13 protein-coding genes are annotated in these 17,385 nt (G+C 73.6%); 4 read left to right on the top strand and 9 right to left on the bottom strand.

From position 1 onward, the window contains the following. Window positions 1–81: 81 nt before the first annotated feature. The 3 genes from ABZ321_RS56190 to ABZ321_RS56180 all read right to left on the bottom strand — a co-directional run bounded on the left by ABZ321_RS56190 (window position 82) and on the right by ABZ321_RS56180 (window position 3,313). Window positions 82–1,029, bottom strand: coding sequence for an MFS transporter (locus ABZ321_RS56190; protein WP_354904946.1), 948 nt, complete (start codon window positions 1,027–1,029; stop codon window positions 82–84). Between the two features lie 25 nt (window positions 1,030–1,054). Continuing rightward, on the bottom strand, window positions 1,055–1,801 hold the full coding sequence (locus ABZ321_RS56185; RefSeq protein ID WP_344498668.1) for a sulfite exporter TauE/SafE family protein: 747 nt from the start codon (window positions 1,799–1,801) through the stop codon (window positions 1,055–1,057). Window positions 1,802–1,879: 78 nt separating this feature from the next. Next, window positions 1,880–3,313 carry a dihydroorotase family protein gene (locus ABZ321_RS56180; protein WP_344498666.1) on the bottom strand — a complete coding sequence of 478 codons (1,434 nt, stop codon included), beginning with the start codon at window positions 3,311–3,313 and terminating at the stop codon, window positions 1,880–1,882. A gap of 75 nt (window positions 3,314–3,388) precedes the next feature. Between ABZ321_RS56180 and ABZ321_RS56175 the strand changes: the two genes are divergently transcribed. The 4 genes from ABZ321_RS56175 to ABZ321_RS56160 are packed head-to-tail and all read left to right on the top strand — an operon-like array spanning window position 3,389 to window position 11,846. After that, window positions 3,389–4,585 (top strand): CoA transferase, encoded by a 1,197-nt coding sequence (locus tag ABZ321_RS56175; RefSeq protein WP_354904942.1) that lies wholly within the window; start codon window positions 3,389–3,391, stop codon window positions 4,583–4,585. Continuing rightward, window positions 4,585–5,406 (top strand): cyclase family protein, encoded by an 822-nt coding sequence (locus ABZ321_RS56170; protein ID WP_344498662.1) that lies wholly within the window; start codon window positions 4,585–4,587, stop codon window positions 5,404–5,406. The genes ABZ321_RS56175 and ABZ321_RS56170 overlap by 1 nt, the downstream gene beginning before the upstream one ends. Further along, the gene (locus tag ABZ321_RS56165; RefSeq protein WP_354904938.1) at window positions 5,403–6,794 is read left to right on the top strand and encodes an MmgE/PrpD family protein; all 1,392 of its coding nucleotides are present in this window, start codon (window positions 5,403–5,405) and stop codon (window positions 6,792–6,794) included. The genes ABZ321_RS56170 and ABZ321_RS56165 overlap by 4 nt, the downstream gene beginning before the upstream one ends. A 48-nt stretch (window positions 6,795–6,842) precedes the next feature. Continuing rightward, a complete protein-coding gene (locus ABZ321_RS56160; RefSeq protein ID WP_354904936.1) occupies window positions 6,843–11,846 on the top strand; it encodes a DUF6531 domain-containing protein in 5,004 nt (1,667 codons plus the stop codon). 28 nt (window positions 11,847–11,874) lie between these two features. On the opposite strand, the gene ABZ321_RS56155 is transcribed toward ABZ321_RS56160, so the two are convergent. From ABZ321_RS56155 to ABZ321_RS56130, 6 genes are all read right to left on the bottom strand, one after another. Continuing rightward, window positions 11,875–12,024, bottom strand: a complete 150-nt coding sequence (locus ABZ321_RS56155) for a hypothetical protein (protein ID WP_354904934.1) — start codon at window positions 12,022–12,024, stop codon at window positions 11,875–11,877. Between the two features lie 56 nt (window positions 12,025–12,080). Then, complete coding sequence (locus ABZ321_RS56150) at window positions 12,081–12,440, bottom strand: DeoR family transcriptional regulator (RefSeq protein ID WP_354904932.1); 360 nt, start codon at window positions 12,438–12,440, stop codon at window positions 12,081–12,083. Window positions 12,441–12,453: 13 nt separating this feature from the next. Continuing rightward, entirely contained in the window at window positions 12,454–13,947 is a 1,494-nt protein-coding gene (locus ABZ321_RS56145) for a glycoside hydrolase family 36 protein (RefSeq protein ID WP_354904930.1), read from the bottom strand. 67 nt (window positions 13,948–14,014) lie between these two features. Then, on the bottom strand, window positions 14,015–15,352 hold the full coding sequence (locus ABZ321_RS56140) for a sugar ABC transporter substrate-binding protein (protein ID WP_354904927.1): 1,338 nt from the start codon (window positions 15,350–15,352) through the stop codon (window positions 14,015–14,017). 38 nt (window positions 15,353–15,390) lie between these two features. After that, window positions 15,391–16,272, bottom strand: a complete 882-nt coding sequence (locus tag ABZ321_RS56135) for a carbohydrate ABC transporter permease (RefSeq protein ID WP_354904924.1) — start codon at window positions 16,270–16,272, stop codon at window positions 15,391–15,393. A 10-nt stretch (window positions 16,273–16,282) separates the two neighbouring features. Next, window positions 16,283–17,230 (bottom strand): sugar ABC transporter permease, encoded by a 948-nt coding sequence (locus ABZ321_RS56130; protein WP_354904954.1) that lies wholly within the window; start codon window positions 17,228–17,230, stop codon window positions 16,283–16,285. Between the last annotated feature and the right edge of the window lie 155 nt (window positions 17,231–17,385).

The following is a 17,385-nucleotide window of genomic DNA, read 5'->3' as shown; positions in this document are numbered from 1 at the left end:
AACGTCTCTCGATTGACGCCCAGATCATCGGCGATCTGCGCGATCGTCGCGCCCGGCCGAGACCGGTACAACGCCACCGCATCAGCCTTGAACTCCCGCCGCGACCCCCGCCAGGCCGCCGGCCGCCAGCGGCAGGGCACCGAGTCCCAGCGCGGCGCCCGCCAGGGCCAGCTGCGTGCGTGGGGGGACGGGCCAGGGGCGCAGGCCGTACAGGAGGACCGCGACGAGACCGGTGCCGTTCGACGCGGCGAAGAGCACGGCCGCCAGCTCCGGCGCGCCGCGCTCGACGGCGAACGCGGTCACGGCGATCGACATCGTGCCGAAGAAGCCGCCGATGGCGGTGTTCACGCCGACGAGCAGCAGGAAGCCGGGTCGTCGCAGCGCCCGGCGGTGGTGCGACCGGTGGCGGCCGTCGGTCGCCACGACCGGCGGCGCGGTCCGCCGTTGCAGCCCGAGCAGCGACCCGCCGGCGACCACCAGCGCGGCGGCGGTCAGCGTGCCGAGGACGGGCCGGCCCGCCGCGGCGATCGCGCTCACCAGCGCCGGCCCGACGAGGTACGCGACGCTGTTGCTGAGCGACTCCAGCGCGTACGCCGACGGCAGCGCGGCCCGCCGCCCGCCGTCCAGCAGCGCCGACCACCGGGCCAGGGCGACCGCGCTCAGCTGCGGCAGGCTCGCCCCGACCAGCGCACCGGCGACGGCGAGCAGCCAGGCCGGCGCGTGCCCGGCGGCGCCCGCCACGAGCGCACCGACCGCCACGGCGTGCACGACGGCACCCGGCAGAAGCACCCTGGCCTGCCCGAACCGGTCGATCAGCCGCCCCACCTGCGGCCCCACCACGGCGTCCGCGACGGCGAACGCCCCGGTGACCAGGCCGGCGGTCGCGTAGGACCCGGTCGCGTCCCGGACCAGCCACACGATGCTGAGGCTCGTCATGGCGATCCCGACCCGGCCGCCGGCCGTCGGCACGAAGAACGCCGCCGCGCCCGGCGTCCGCAGCAGCGCCCGGTAGCTCGCCGCGCCGGTCACCGCAGACCGCCGGTGGGTGCGGCGGTCACCGGTACGCCTGCCAGCCCAGGTGGACGGCGAGGCCGAGGCCCAGGGCGGCGATGACGCCGCGGAGCGCGGCCGGCGGGCTGCGGCGGATGACGACCGGGCCGAGGCGGCCACCGATGAACAGGCCCACGCCGAGTGGCAGCACGGCGAGCCAGTGCACCGGGCCGAAGAGCGCGAACGCGAGCGCGGCGACCGCGTTGGCCGCGCCCAGCAGGACGTTCTTCTCGGCGCTGCCCTGCGCGAACGTCGCCGGGGTCAGCGCCAGCAGCAGCGCGAGCAGCACGATGCCGGCGGCCGCGCCGAAGTAGCCGCCGTAGACGCCGACCAGGGCGACCCCGCCCGCCAGGAACCACCCGTGGTGCCGGTGCGGCTCGGCGTCGGCCGGCCGGCGGGGCAGCAGGATCGCCAGGGACGCGCCCGCGATCAGCCACGGCACCACCACCTCGAACGTCTCCGCCGGCGCGAGCAGCAGCAGCGCGCTGCCGGTGACCCCGCCGGCGACCGCCGCGACGGCCAGCCGGCGCAGCCGCGCGGCCCGCCCGGCGAGCTCGGGGCGCGACCCGGCGATGGACCCGGCGCTGCTGAAGACGAGCGAGACGCTGTTGGTGACGTTCGCCGTGACGGGCGGCAGCCCGATCGCCAGCAGCACCGGGTAGCTGATCAGCGACGCCAGCCCGGCGACGCTGCCCACCAGCCCGGCGCCGACCCCGGCGAGGGGCAGCAGCGCATACATCCACCACGACACGCACCGGAGTCTTCCCCGGCGACCTGCCGGCGCCGCCGGCAGGTCACCCGCGCCGGAGATCCGTCACACCGAGGGGTGTCAGCGGGCGACGAACGCGCCCCGGGGGTCGCCGACGACGGCGCCGTCGCGGTACGCCACCTGCCCGCGCAGCACGGTGGCGACGGGCCAGCCGCGGACCTTGCGACCGGCGAAGGGGCAGTGGTCCTGGCCGGACAGGAGCAGCTCGCCGGTCACCTCCTGCTCCAGGTCGGGGTCGACGACGGCGAGGTCCGCGTCCTGGCCGACGAGCAGCGAGCCCTTGCGCGGCCAGAGGCCATACGCGCGGGCCGGGTTGCCGGAGACCAGCTCCGCGACCCGGTGCGGGGCCAGGCCGCGCTTGTGCATGCCCTCGCTGAGCAGCACCGGGTAGAGCAGGCCGGTGCCGCCGAAGCCGGGCAGCGCCGGCCAGAGCTCGTCGCCCTTGTGCTCCTCCAGGCAGCAGGCGTGGTCGGAGGCGACCCAGTCGACCTTGCCGGACAGGACGCCGTCCCAGAGCGCGGCGCTGTCCTGCGCGCTGCGGATGGGCGGGTTGACCTTGCCGCCGAGGCCGGACAGCTCGTCGTAGTTGAGGCAGAGGTGGTGCAGGGTGACCTCGGTGCGCAGGTCCAGGTCCGGGCGGGCGAGCCGGGCCTCGGTGGCGGCCGCCAGGGCCTCGCCGCTGGACAGATGCAGCAGGTTCACCGGGCAGGCGGTCGCGGCCGCGAGGGTGGTGGCCTCGCCGATCGCGACCCGCTCGGTGAGCGGCGGGCGGGCGTCGGAGTACGCCTTCAGCGTCTGCGGGTCGCCGGCGGCGCGGACCCGCTCGATGAACAGGCGCATCAGCTCGGCCTGCTCGCAGTGCAGCGACAGCGAGACGCGGCGGCCGGCGTCACGGGCCGCGGCGGAAACGGCGGCGGCGGAGACGGCCTCCATGATCTGGTAGAGGTGGCCGAGGTCGTACTCGTCGCTCATCGTGAACGCCTTCGCGTCCCGGGAGTCGGCGGACAGGTTGAAGCCCTTGTAGAACATGTAGTACTTGAACGAGCTGATCCCGTGCCGGTCCACGAGCGCGGGCACCTCGCCGACCTGGCGGGTGTCCATCGGCGCGAGGTGGAAGCCGAAGTCGGTCCAGGAGCGGCCGGACACGGCGGCCAGCACCTCGGGGAGGATGTCCTCGTAGGCGCCGGTCTTGTTCAGGTAGTGCTGCCCGGTCCGGAAGTAGGACAGCACGGTGGTGGCGCCGCCGACGAGCGACGAGCGGGTCTCCTCGGCCGCGTCCACCTCCAGGGGCCGGTAGATGCCGAGGTGGTAGTGCGCGTCCACGGCGCCGGGGAAGACCAGCTTGCCGGTCGCGTCCAGCACCTCGTCGGCGTCCGTGAGGTCCTCGCCGATCGCGGCGATCCGGCCCGCGCGGGTGGCCAGATCGGCCCGGATCTCCCCCGTGTAGGGCAGCACCAGCGTGCCGTTCTTGATGATCAGGTCGTACCGCGACACGTGAAGCCCCTTCCCGGCGTTTCCCTCAATGTAACGGGGTTTCCATTTCGGCGGAAGTGCCGTTAGGCTCGGGTGGTGGAACCGCAGCCCGCCCTGGCAGGCATCACCGTGGTGGACGTGTCCACCCTGTTCGCCGGCCCCCTCGCCGCCACCATCCTTGGGGACTTCGGCGCCGACGTCATCAAGATCGAGCATCCCGTGAAGGGTGACCCGTCCCGGGGCCACGGCCCCGCCAAGGACGGCGTGCCGCTGTGGTGGACCCTGCTGGGGCGCAACAAGCGCTGCGCGACCCTCAACCTGTCCAAGCCCGCCGGCGCCGAGCTGCTCAAGCGCATCCTCGCCGGCGCCGACGTGCTGATCGAGAACTTCCGGCCCGGCACCCTGGAGCGGTGGGGCCTCGGCCCCGACGTCCTCGCCGAGGTCAACCCGCGCCTGGTGATCGCGCGGGTGACCGCGTTCGGGCAGTTCGGCCCGTATGCGAACCGGCCCGGCTTCGGCACCCTGGCGGAGGCGATGAGCGGCTTCGCGGCCATCACCGGCGAGCCCGACGGGCCGCCGACCCTGCCGCCGTTCGGGCTCGCCGACGGGATCGCCGCCATCTCGGCCGCGCAGGCGGTGACCACGGCGCTGCTCGCCCGGCACGCCACCGGCCGGGGGCAGGTGGTCGACCTGGCCATCATCGAGCCGATCCTGACCCTGCTGGGGATGCAGCCGATGGTGTACGACCAGCTCGGCGTCGTCCAGGCGCGCACCGGCAACCGCAGCGTCAACAACGCGCCGCGCAACACGTACCGCAGCCGCGACGGCAAATGGCTCGCCGTCTCCACCTCCGCCCAGGCCGTCGCCGAGCGCGTGCTGCGTCTCGTCGGGCATCCCGAGGTGATCGCCGAGCCGTGGTTCGCGGCCGGGGCCACCCGCGCCCAGCACGCCGACCTCCTCGACGGCTACGTCGGCGACTGGATCGCGGCCCGCGACGCCGCCGACGTGATCGCCGCGTTCGAGGCGGCGGAGGCGGCGGCCGCCCCGATCCACGACATCGCCGCCGTGTTCACCGACCCGCAGTACGCGGCGCTCGGCACGCTGCGCGCCGTCGACGACCCGGTCCTCGGCCCGGTCCGCATGCAGAACGTGCTCTACCGCCTGTCCGCCACCCCCGGCGACATCCGGTGGACCGGCCCGCGGCTCGGCGCGCACAACGACGAGATCTACCGCGACCGGCTCGGCCTCACCGGCGAGGACATCGAGAAGCTGCACGCGGACGGGGTGCTGTGATGTCCGGATTCCTCGAGGGTGCCACGGTCCTGGACCTCGCGCAGCCGATGCGCCGGGGCATGCCCCAGTCGCCCAACCACCCGCCGTTCCGGATGGCGCTCGAGCGCCGCCACGGCGACCTGGTCCGCCCCGACGGTGGTTCGGCCGCGAACGAGCTGATCGTCACCGGCGGCCACGTCGGCACCCACGTCGACGCCCTCGCGCACGTGTCGCAGGACGGCCTGCTGCACGGCGGCGTCCCCGCGTCCTCCGTGCAGAGCCACCTCGGGTTCACCTCGCACGGCATCGAGTCCTTCGAGGTGTACGTCGGCCGCGCCGTCGTGCTGGACGTCGCCCGCGTGCACGGCGTCCCGGTCCTGCCCGCCGGCTACGAGATCACCGCCGGCGACCTCGACGCGTGTGCCGCCGATGTACGGCCCGGCGACGCCGTCCTCATCGGCACCGGCTGGTCGCGCCGGTGGGAGGAGCACGACGCCTTCATCGGACAGCGCGACGGCACCCCCGGCCCGGGGGTCGCCGCCGGCGAGTGGCTCGCGTCGCGCGGCGTCAGGGTGGTCGGGGCCGAGACGATCGCCTTCGAGCACATCCCGCCGGGCAAGGGGCACGCGGTGCTGCCGGTCCACCGGATGCTCCTCGTCGAGCGCGGCGTGCACATCGTGGAGACGATGCGGCTGCACCCGCTGCTGGACACCGGCGCCCGCGAGTGCCTGCTGGTGCTCAACCCGCTGCCGATCGTCGGCGCGACCGGCGCCCCGGTCCGCCCGCTCGCCATCCTGCCGCCGGCCGGGAACACAGCCGCGAACACAGGGGGTGCGGCATGACGTTCGTGGAGCGCCTCGCCGGGTTCGCGGTCGCCTGCCGGGACGAGCCGTTGCCGGCCGAGGTGACCGCCGACGTGCCCGCCCGGGTCCTCGACATCCTCGGGCTCGCCCTCGCCGCCCACGGCGACCCGGACGCCGACGCCGCGCCCGCGGTCCTGCGGTCGGTGCGCCGCTGGGGCGGCACCGCGGAGGCGACCGTCATCGGCTCCGGCGACCGGCTGCCCGCCCCGGCCGCCGCGCTCGTCAACGGCACCCTGGCGCACTCCCTCGACTTCGACGACACGCACCTGCCGTCGGTGCTGCACCCGTCGGCGTCCGTCGTCCCCGCCGCCCTCGCCACCGCTCAGGCCACCGGCGCGCCGGGCGCGGCGGTGCTCGCGGCCGTCGCCGCCGGCGTCGAGCTGACCAACCGGCTCGGCATGGCGGCCTACGACCCGGCGATCGCCAACAGCATCTTCTTCGAGCGCGGCCTGCACGCCACCTCGATCTGCGGCGCGATCGGCTCCGCGGCCGCCGCCGCGCTGCTGCTCGGCCTCGACGCGCCCGGGGTCGCCTCGGCGATGGGCGTCGCCGCCAGCATGGGCGCCGGCCTCATCGAGGCGAACCGCACCGGCGGCACCGTCAAGAAGGTGCACTGCGGCTGGGCCGCGCACGCCGGCGTGTCCGCCGCCTACCTGGCCGCCGACGGGCTCACCGGCCCGCCGACCGTCCTGGAGGGCAGGTTCGGCTTCTTCACCGCGTACACGGACGGCCGCCGCGACGACGACGCGCTCCTGGGCGACCTCGGCACCCGCTGGGAGCTGCTGCGCACCGCGTTCAAGCCCTATCCGTCCAACCACTTCACCCACCCGGGCATCGACTGCGCCCTCGCCCTGCGCGCCGCCGGCCTCGACCCGGCGGCCGTGGACTGGATCGAGCTCGGGGTGGCGGCGCCGACGCTGCGCACCATCGCCGAACCCGCCGCCGAGAAGGCCCGGCCGCGCAGTACCTACCACGGGAAGTTCTCCGGCCCCTACACGGTCGCCACGGCCCTGCTCGGCGGCGGCGGGCTCGGCGTCGGCCTCGACGACTTCACCGGCCCGCTCGACTCCGCCCGCCTCGCCCTGGCCGCCAAGGTCCGCTGCGTCGCCGACGACCGCGCCACGAAGATCTTCCCCCACGCGTTCGCCGCCGTCCTGCGGATCGGCGCCGGCGGCACCGTCCACGAGCACCGCGTCGATGCCTCGCTCGGCAGCGCCGAGGCGCCCCTCTCCCCCGCCGCCCTGACCCGCAAGTTCCAGCTCAACGCGGCCCGCGCCCTCACCCCCGACGCCGCCGGGGTGCTCGCCGCCCGCACCACCGCCCTCGCCACCCTGCCCACGGTGGACACCCTGCTCGGACAGTCGTGAAGCCGTCGCTCACGTGACGGAGCGTGACCGCGCTGCTTCCATGTGCGCATGCCCACACGGAACGCGACCGTCATCGGTGCCCACGTCCTCAGCCACAGCGGCGAACACGCCCCCACGCTGGTGGACCTCCAGCTGTCCGGGCGGGGCCCGTCGGTCCAGATCGCCCGGACCTACCGCTCGCAGACCGGCCCGCCCGACGGCCCCTTCGGGCGGGGCTGGTGCTTCGCCTACGACAAGCGCCTGACCTGGGCCAGCGACGGCCTGATCCTGCGCGACGGCACCGGCCGCGAGCTGCGGTTCACCGACCGCGCCGACGGACCCGGCTTCGACCCGCCCGACGGCGTGTACGCGCGGCTGGAGCGGGCCGGTGACGGGCTCGCGCTGCTCCAGCCGCGCGGCAACCGGCTGGTGTTCACCGACCCGGAGGCCGGTGGCCGGCTGGTCGCCGTCGCCGACCGCAACGGCAACACGGTGCGCCTCTCGTACGAGGACGACGCCATCCTCGTGACGGACCCGTTCGACCGCGAGGTGCGGCTGCGCCTGCGCGACGGCCGGATCCATGAGATCGACGACGGCGGCCGCCGCTGGCAGTACGCCTACGACGGCGACGGGTGCCTGGTGACGGTCGTCCAGCCGCCGCGCAACAACGGCCTGGAGCGGCCCACGGTGCGGTACACGTACGACGAAAGGCTGCGGCTGGAGAGCGTCACCGACCCGAACGGCAGCACGTTCCTGCGCAACGTCTACGACGACGAGGACCGGGTCGTGACACAGCTGCACGGCGGCGGCACCATCACCTACGGGTACGAGGGCCGCCTGACCCGCCTCGTCGGCAAGAACGGCGGCCGGGTCGAGCTGCGCCACGACGACCGGGGGCACGTGGTGGAGCAGACCGTCTGGTCCGGGGGCGTCGCGCTGACCACCAGCAGCGAGCACGACCGGCACGGCGAGCTGGTCCGGCGGGTCTACCCGGCCGGGCACCGCGACGAGTGGCGCTACGACCCCGACGCCGACGACCCCCGCGACCGGGGCAACCTGATGGAGGCGGCCCGCGTCGACGCGTCCGGCTCCGTCCGGCAGGTCCGGCGGTACGCGTACGACCCGGCGCACCAGGGTGTCGTGACGATGGTGGACCCGCACGGGCGGCGGTGGCGCTGGTCGTACGACGAGCGCGGCAACCTCGTCGAACGCACCACGCCGCCGGCGACGGTGTCGCTGCCGGGCGAGGAGGCGGCGACGGTCACGCTGACCGAACGCTTCGAGGTCAACGACGGCGGCCAGCTGACCCGGTACACCGACGCGCGCGGGGCGGCCACCGAGTACCTGCACTACGCCGACGACGACCCGACCGGCGCCCGGACGGCGCCCGGCGACCCGGCCGAACCGCCGGCGCGCGGCGGCTACCTGCGGCGGGTCGTCCGGGACACGGTGACGGCCGCGTTCACCTACGACGCCGCCGGCCATGTGACGTCCGTCGTGGACGGCAAGGGCGCCGCGACCGGGCTGGTCCGCGACGCCCACGGCGACGTCACCGAGCTGCGCTCGCGGGCCGGCGACGCGTACCGGCAGGCGTACACGTACGACCTCAACGGCAACCTGGTCGAGCGCACCGTGTCGTTCGTCCGCGGCGGGTTCGACGGCGCCGGGGCCACGGACGAGCCGGCGGTCGTGGTCGAACGCTTCGCCTACAACGACCTGAACAACCCGATCCGGCGCACCGTCGCCGGCGAGGGCCTGGAGCAGGTCACCGTGCTCGAGCGGGACGCCGCGGAGAACGTGGTCCGCGAGGTGGACCCGACCGGAGCGGTCACCACCTACACGTACGACGAGCGCAACCTGCCGGTGGCGGCGGTCGCCGCGGACGGGACCGCGCTGCGCTGGACGTACACGGCGAACGGGCAGCTGGAGTCCGAGGCGGACGGCCGCGGTCACACCACCCGGTTCCGCTACGACGGGCTGCACCGGTACGCGGGGTACGACGGCCCGGACGGCACCTCGCTCGACCAGTGGCGCGACGAGGCGGACCGGGTCGTGCGGGTCCGGCTGACCGGCGACGCCGGAACCGCCGACCCGGCGGTCCTCGCCGAGGCGTTCTACGCCTACGACGAGCTCGACCGGCTGGTCCGCATCGACCGGTCGTGGCACGACCCGGCGACCGGGGCACCGCTGGGCGGCAACGGCCTGGTCTCGGCCTTCGTCGAGTACGGCGTGCACAGCAAGCCGGTCCGCTGGTGGACCCCGGCCGGCGGCGCGCTCACCATGACGTACGACGGCGCGAACCGCATCACCTCCGTCACCGACGAGTCGGGCCTGACGGCGGCGGTCGGCTACGACGAGAACTCCAACCCGGTGCACCTGCGGCGGGGCGCCACCGTGGTGACCCAGACGTTCGACGAGCTCGACCAGCTGCGCACCCGCCGGCTCGGCGACGACCCCGCCGACCTGTTCGTCCACAATGGACTCGGTCGGCTGGTCGGGCACGTGGACGGCGCCGGTGGGTCCACCCGCTACGTGCACGACGGGCTGGGCCGCCCGACCGGCCGGGTCCGCACCGCCGCGCCCGGGCAGGTGTTGTTCGACCAGGTGAGCTACGACGAGGCGGGCCGCGTCACCGCCCGCACCGACGCGGCCGGCAACCTGACCCGCGCCACGTACGGGCCGCGCGGCCTGGCCACGGTGATCGAGGCCGACGGCGCCGTCACCGGGTTCGAGCGCGACGCCGGCGGCGACGTCGTCCGGCTCACCCAGCCCGCCGGCACGGTCGTCACCAGCGACCGCGACCCCGCCGGCCGGCTCGTCGCGCAGGCCGTCACCGCCCCGGGCGGGGAAGCCATCCCGGTGACCGTGCTGCGCTACGACGGGCTGGGCCGGACGACGTCCACCTGGACCCCCGACGCGAGCACCGCCGTCGCGTACGACTCGCTCGGCCGGCCACTCACCGAGACGCAGTCCGGCCGGACGATCCGGTACTCCTACGACACGGCGGGGAACCTGACCGGGCTCGTCTACCCGAGCGGCCGCCGGGTGAGCCGCGCCCACGACCGCCGGGGCCGGCTGACCGGCGTCGCCGAGGACGGCGTCACGATCGTCTCGTACGAGTACGACGCCGACGGGCGCCCGGTCACCGTCCACTTCGGAACATCGCTGGTCGCCGAGCTGTCGTACGCGACGGGCACGGGGCGGCTGACGGCGCTCACGTACCGGTCCCCGGGCGGGGCGGTCGCCGACGCCTTCTCCTACCTGTTCGACGACGCCCGGCGGCCGGTCGCCGAGGACCGCGGCAACGGCGCGGCCGTCACCGGCGACCGGTTCGGCTACGACGCCGCGGGCCGGCTCACGTCCGCGTCCTACGGGGACTCCGGGGTCTCCGTCCGCTACGAGCTGGGCCCGCTCGGGCTGTGGCAGCGGCGGGTCGAGACGCTGCCCGACGGCACCGAGGTGGTCGGCGCGGCGACCGTGAACGCCCGCGGCGCGTACGTGACGGCCGGCGGCACCGCGTACACCTACGACGACAACGGCCGCCGCACCGGGGAGACGACGGACGGCACCGGCCGGACGTACGAGTACGACCACGACGGCCAGGTCGTCGGCGTCGACGGCGGCGCGATCCGGTACGGCTACGACGCCCACGGCCGGCAGGTCGGCCGGAACGGGGTGACCCGGGTGTGGAGCGGCGACCACCTGCTGGAGGAGTGGGACGGCGAGCGCCTGCTGCGCAGCTACACCTACGGCGACGGCCCCGGCCAGCCGGTCCAGGTGTCCACTGAGGACGGTACGCGCTCCACGTACGTGCTGAGCGGCCGCGGCCTGATCGCCGGCCTGGCGGACGCGTCCGGCGCGCCGCCCCGCAGGTACTCCTACGACGCCTACGGCCGCCCGACCGGCGCCGCGGCGGACGGCGCGCTGCTCGGCGGCGCCGTGCTCTGGGACCCGGGCGCCGGGCTGTACTACACCCGCAGCGGCGGCGGATACGCCACGACGTCGATGCTGCCGTTCAAGCCGCCGAAGCCGGACCCGAGGCGTCCGGGGGTCGACTACCGCGACGCCTGGGACAAGATGTCCGACGTCGGCGAGGGGCTCATCGTGCTCGGCATCATCGGCGAGTTCTTCCACGTGCCCGGCTCGGAGATCGTCCTGCTGGTCGGCGCGGTGCTGGTCGCGCCGCACCAGGTCGACAAGATCGGCCAGCGCTTCGGCTGGTGGGGCCCGCCCGCGGCGAAGCCCGCCAAGCCGGGCGACCACTCGGGGCGCGGCGACGGGTTCGGCGACGGCTTCGGCGGCCTCGGCGACGGCTTCGGCTACGGCGGACCCGGCTACGGCGGGCCGGGCCACAGCGGCGGCGGGTACGGCGGCTCGGGTTACGGCGGCACCGGGTACGGCAGCCCGGGCGGCGCGGACAGCGGAGGCGGGTACGGCGGCGGGGAGCCGGCGGGCCCGTGGGGCGACCGGCCCGACCGCGAGCCGTCCGGCTCCGGATCCGGTTCGGGCGGCCCGCGGGCGCCGGAGTACGGCGACCCCGGCGGCGGCTCGTCGACGCCCGAGTCCCCCGAGCCGACCCCCAAGCCCGACCCCAAACCGTCCGGCGGCGGTTCCGGCGGTGGCGGTGGCGGCGGCGGGAAGAAGGACGAACCGAAGGGCGGCGGCGACAAGCCCGTGCCCGACGACAAGACACCCGTGCCGCCCGGCACGCCGATCGCCACGCCGAACCCGGTCGACGGCACCGGCGAGGGCGTCGACAAGGACTGGTGGCGGGGCATGCCCGGGCGCAGCGCCCTGACCGCCCTGTCCGGCACCAAGGTCGACGAGCGCGAGGCGACGCCGCTGTTCCAGCCCCCCACCGCCGCCTCCGTCGTGGAGATCCTGGCTCCGCGGTTCATCACGAAGGACGAGGGCGGCGAGGGCGTCACCATCAACCTGCACACCGTCCACTCGGCTTGGGTCGCCGGCGGCAGCGGCAGCAGCTCGTCGGACGGCTGGGGCGACAAGCCCCACACCCTCGCCGAGAGCCTCGCCGCCCCGCGCATCCGGGACGCCTCGATCGCCCGCTTCTGACCCGGAACCCGCGAGCAGCGCCGCGTCGCTAGGGGGTGGCCTCGAACTCGTACTGATACCAGTCGGTCCAGCCGGGACGGTCGAGCGCGTGCGCCGGCGCCCGCTTCAGCCGCACCCCGTCATCCATCGTCACCGTCCGCTCGAACCAGACCCCGACGGCGATCAGGACGACGAGCATGGCCAGCAACCCGCCACCGGACAGGCCTCGATCCCGCTGGTTCGCCGTGGCCGGGGTCAGCCGCGGCGGAGCCGGGCGCAGGCGTCGAGGGCCTGGTGCAGGGCATTCTCGGCGGTGGTGAGGTCGTGCCGGTCGAGGGCGTGGCGGACCCGGGTCAGGCACGCGGCGAGCAGGCGGGCCTCGCCGCGTGGTGGCTGGGCGCGGGTGGCGCCGCCGCGGACCCGGGCCAGGGCGCCCGTCATGGCCAGCCGCGCCAGGTCGCGTTGCGTGGTCGCCAGGGAGGCGCCGGTGGCGTTGCGGACCTCGGCGATCGTCACGTACTCGGTCTGGGCCAGCAGCTCGATGATTCGCTGGTGGCGAACGGCCGGCAGCAGGGGTTCCGGGCTGGACTCCGTTGTGGGCTCCGGGTTGGGCATGGGCGGCACCGCCTCAGGAGATGGGGTAGAGCTGGCCGTCGGTGGCGACGGCCGGGGCGAAGTCGACCTCGCGGCCGTCGAGGGTGAAGCGGTAGCGGCCGAGCCGGCGGATGACCGGCTTCGCGTCGAGGTATTCGCGCATGTCCTCGAGCTCGGCCGGCGTGAGCCAGCTCGGCGGGTCGGAGACGGCCCGGAAGCCGCAGACGTCGGCGAGGTCGCGCAGCCAGCGGGTCTGCTGGGTGGTGAGCAGGTTGAGCTTGCTGCGGAAGTAGATGACGTCGGGGTCGACCTCGACGAGCGGGGACTGCCAGAGCCGGTGCACGCTGTTGACGACGGCGTTGCGGGCGGTGGCGTCGGAGGGGTCGATTGAGGCGTAGTTGTCCCACATGGGCGCGACGTCGGGGCCGCTGCGCAGGCCGTCGAGGATGCCGAGCGACGGCAGCAGGATCGCGCCGGAGCCGAGCAGGTAGACGTCGTCGCCGGCGGCCTCCCGCATGACCCGCAGCCCCTCCCGGTAGAGCCGGTCGCGGTCACGGCCCGGCAGCGGCGCGGCGCCGGCGTTGACGAAGTCGAGCTTGAGGTAGCGGTACCCCCAGTCGTGCACGACCGTCCGGATCAGCTCGGCGACGTGCGCCAGGGCGTCCTCGCGGGCGAGGTCGAGGGCGTAGTAGGGGCCGCCCCAGTTGTACCCGGCGACGACCGGCTGCCCGGACCCGTCGCGCAGCAGCAGCTCGGGCCGTGCCGTGGCGAGGCGCGAGTGCGGCAGCGCGATGAACGGGGCGAGCCACAGCCCCGGCGTGAACCCGGCGTCGGCGATACGGCCGGCGACCGCCCGCATGCCGCTGGGGAACTTCGCGTTCGGCTGCCAGTCGCCGACCAGCTCCTCCCAGCCGTCGTCGATCTGCACGACGTCGAAGGGCAGCCCGGCGAGGTCCGCGACGTCCTTGGTCAGCTGGGCCTCGGTGACGTTCTCGTAGTAGGCGTACCAGCTGCACCACACGTTGCCGGCTTTCCGCGTGCCGGCGCCGAACCGCGACGCGAGCGCCGCGGCGTAGGCGGCGAAGACGTCCTCCTCGGGACCGTAGGCGAGGAACCAGTCGGCGCCGGAGGAGGCGTACCAGCCGGTGAGGGTGTCGTGGTCGGCGGTGAGCCGCGGCGTGTCGAGGCCGAGCGCGCCGAGCAGCAGGGTGCCGCCGTCGGGGCCCTGCAGCGCGGCGACGGCCGAGGAGTGGTGCCGCGCCGGGTCGTCGAAGGTGGGGTCGTCGGCGGTGACCAGCCGGGTCGGGTTCGGCACGCGCAGCGGGGGCTCGCTCAGCCGCCGCCAGCCGCACGGGCTCCACGAGTTCTGCCCGTGCCGGTAGAACGACGCGTCGCCGAGGCCGTGCAGGATCGCCACCCGGCCGGGGGGCAGCAGGACGCCGCCGGGGGCGGAGCCGATCTCGACTGCCGGTGCGGCGGAGTGCTGGACGGCGAAGTGGTGTCCGCCGACCTCGACGAGCTGTGCCATGGTTCTCCTCATCAGGTTGTGTGGCGGCGGGGCGCGGGCCGAGCGCCCCGCCGCTTGGTTCAGGTGGCTACTTGAACAGGGCGTTGACCTGGTCGTTGGCCTTCTTCAACGCGTCGGCCGGGGCGGCCTGGCCGAGCACGACGGACTGGATCGCGTCCTGCACGATCTGGCTGACCTCGTTGCCGTGATCGGTGATCGGCAGGAAGAAGGTGCCGCCGGACGCGGTCGCCTGGTCGGTGAAGGCCTGCACGTTGCGGCCGGCGGCCTTGTGGGCGGCGAGGGCCTTCTCGGTGCCGGACTTGACGGCGGGGAAGACGACGGCCTTCTCACCGACGATGTCCTGGCAGGCGGACGAGCCGAGGAACTTCACCCATGCCCACGCCTGGTCGGGGTGCTTGGTGCCGGCGTAGATGGCGTCGGAGAGGCCGTTGATGGCGGTCTTGCGCCCGGACGAGCCGGTGGGCAGCGGGGCGAAGGCGTACTGCTGCTTGGCGCCGGTGCCGAGGTAGGTGCCGATGGTCCAGGAGCCGACGATGGTGTACGCCGCCGTCCCGGTGTCCATCACCGCGTCCCGGCCGAGGTTCGACTGCTTGTCGAACTTCGGCGCGTAGCCCTTGTCGATGAGGTGCTTGAACCAGCCGATGGTCTCGGCGAGCTTCGGGTCGTCGTACTTGTACTTGGTGCCCCACGGGTTCTTGTCGAGGTAGGTGAAGCCGTTGGCGACGGCGAGGTCGCCCCAGCCGTTCTGGCCCTGCGAGCCGTCCGCCCACTCCGGCAGGAAGCCGTGGACCTTCACGTTGTTCTTGTCGAAGGCCGGGTCGAGACCGTTGCGGCCCTGGCTGTCCACGGTGGCCTTGGCGATCGCCTGCTCGAAGGTGCCGCCGTCGCTCGGGTTCCAGGTGAGCTTGTCCAGGCCGGCGGTGTCGGTGACGAGCTTGGTGTTGTAGACCAGGGCCATCGTGTCCCAGTCCTTCGGCAGGCCGTAGCGCTTGCCGTCCTTGACGAACAGGTCCGCGAGGCCGGCCTGGTACTGGCCGAGGTCGACCTTGTCCTTCGTGACGAACGGCTGGATGTCGAGGATCTGGTTGCTGGACACGAACTGCGGGTAGTAGGACGCGTGGTCGGTCCACACGTCGGGCGCGCTGCCGGCGGCGAGCTGGGTGGTCAGGTTCTGCCAGTACTGCGACCACGCGGTCTGCGTGAACTTGATGGTGATGTTCGGGTTGGCCTTGGTGAACGCGTCGGCGCACGCCTGGTAGGGCGGCAGCTGCTTGTCGTCCCAGAGCCAGTAGTTGAGCGTGACGTTGCCGGTGTCGCCGCCGGACTCGTCGGAGCAGGCGGCCGCGAGGGGCAGGACGATCGCCGCGGCGGACAGCGCGGCCGCCGCCATACGGAGTCTGGACATGGGGATCCCTTTCGAGGAATGGAGCGGGGGGTGGGGTGTCACTTGATTCCGGTGAAGTTCAGCGATTGCACGAGGCGCTTGCCGAGGAAGATCAGCAGCAGCAGGACGGGCAGGACGGACAGGGTGGAGCCGGCCATGAGCCCGGTCCAGTCGGGTGCGGTGTTCGGTGACTGCTGGAGGAACACGCCGAGGGCGACGGTGAGCACCCGGTTGTCCTCGCCGCGGCCGACGAGCAGCGGCCAGAGGTAGTCCTTCCACGCCCACACGGACGTGGTGAGGCCGATGGTGATGAGCGGGCCGCGGCTCATCGGCAGGATGACGCGCCAGAAGATGCCCCAGCGGCTCGCACCGTCGATGACGGCCGCCTCCTCGACCTCGCGCGGCACCGACAGGAAGAACTGGCGGAGGAAGAACACCGCGAACGGGGTCATCAGCAGCGACGGCGCGACCATGCCGGCGAAGGTGTCGACGGCGTCGAACTGCCGCATGAGCGCGAAGTTGGGCAGCAGCGTGAAGATCGGCGGGACCATCAGGGCCGCGACGAACAGCCCGAAGAGCAGGTCCCGGCCGGGGAACCGCAGCCGGGCGAAGGCATATCCGGCCATGGCGCAGCAAAAGGTCTGGACGGTCGCGATGAGCCCGCTGTAGATCAGGGAGTTCAGCGTGTACCGAAAAAAGTTGATCTTCGCGCCGGAGCCGCCGGCGGCGCGGGCGGTCTGGTCGTCGACGAGCCCGAGGACGCGCTCGAAGTTGATGAGGGTGGGGTGCTCCGGCACGAGGCCGGTGCTGTCGCGGTAGATGTCGGCGGCGGGCGTGAGCGCGGTGCGGACCATCCAGTAGAAGGGCACGATCGTCACCACGAGGAAGGCGATCAGCGCGGTCCAGGCCAGCAGCCGGCCGGGCGTCAGGCGGCGGAACATGAGGCCCCTCTCAGGTGAGGTCGGATCGGGAGGCGCGCAGCAGCCACATCTGCACGGCGGTGAGCAGGCCGAGGATCAGCACGAGCGCCATGGCGACCGCCGACGCGTAGCCCATGTGGAAGTACGTGAATGCCTGCTGGTAGATGTAGTAGTAGATGACCCGGGTGGCGCCGACCGGCACGATCTTGTCGGTGACGGCGACGGTGTCGAAGATCTGGAACGAGCCGATGAGCGACACGACGAGCACCAGCGCGAGGATCGGGCGCAGCAGCGGCAGCGTGATCATGCGGAACATCCGCAGCTCGCCGGCGCCGTCCAGGGAGGCGCTCTCGTAGAGGTGCGGCGGGATCTGTAGCATCCCGGCGTAGAGCAGCAGCGCCGTGTAGCCGGTGTAGGCCCAGGTGTTGATGAGCGCGATGGACGGCATCGCCAGGTCCGGCGAGGTGAGGAAGCCCTGGCTGTCCAGCCCCGCGGCGGTCAGCAGGTGGTTGACGAAGCCGAGGTTGGCGTCCAGCAGCCACATCCACAGCAGCCCGACGGTCACGTTGGGCACCAGCCACGGCAGCAGCAGCGTCGCCCGCAGCACGACCGAGCGGGTCAGCCGGTGCATGAGCGCCGCGACGCCGAGGGCGAGCAGCGTCTGCGACCCGATGTTGACGACCACGTAGTACGCGGTGATCCGCAGCGACTTCCAGAACTGCGCGTCGCTCACGAGCTTGGCGTAGTTGTCGGCACCCACGTACGACGGGGTGTTGAGCAGGCTGTAGTCGGTCAGCGAGTACCAGACGCCGCGCACCGTCGGGTACAGGTAGAACACCGCGAAGCCGACCAGCACCGGCAGCAGGAACAGCCAGGCGACCCGCCGGTCGTCGCGGTGACGGCGCGGTCCGGCGGCGCCTGACGGCCCGTCGGGCGGGTCCGGCGCGGGCGGCACGGTCACCGCCAGGGAGTTACGCATCGTCACGGTCCGGCCTCGATTCGTCCATCGAAAGTCTTCGAGATTGATGTCTTGCGGCGAGGGGTGGGCGGCCGCTAATAATGATGAAGCTCAGGGAAACTTTGTCAACACCTCCTCGTATCAAATCGAGGTACGGGGACTTCACCCCACGTCCC

The sequence above is a fragment of the Dactylosporangium sp. NPDC006015 genome, assembly GCF_040614215.1.
Taxonomy (GTDB): domain Bacteria; phylum Actinomycetota; class Actinomycetes; order Mycobacteriales; family Micromonosporaceae; genus Dactylosporangium; species Dactylosporangium maewongense.
Note: the sequence above shows the minus strand (reverse complement) of the source record. Positions and strands in the feature narration are given on the sequence as shown.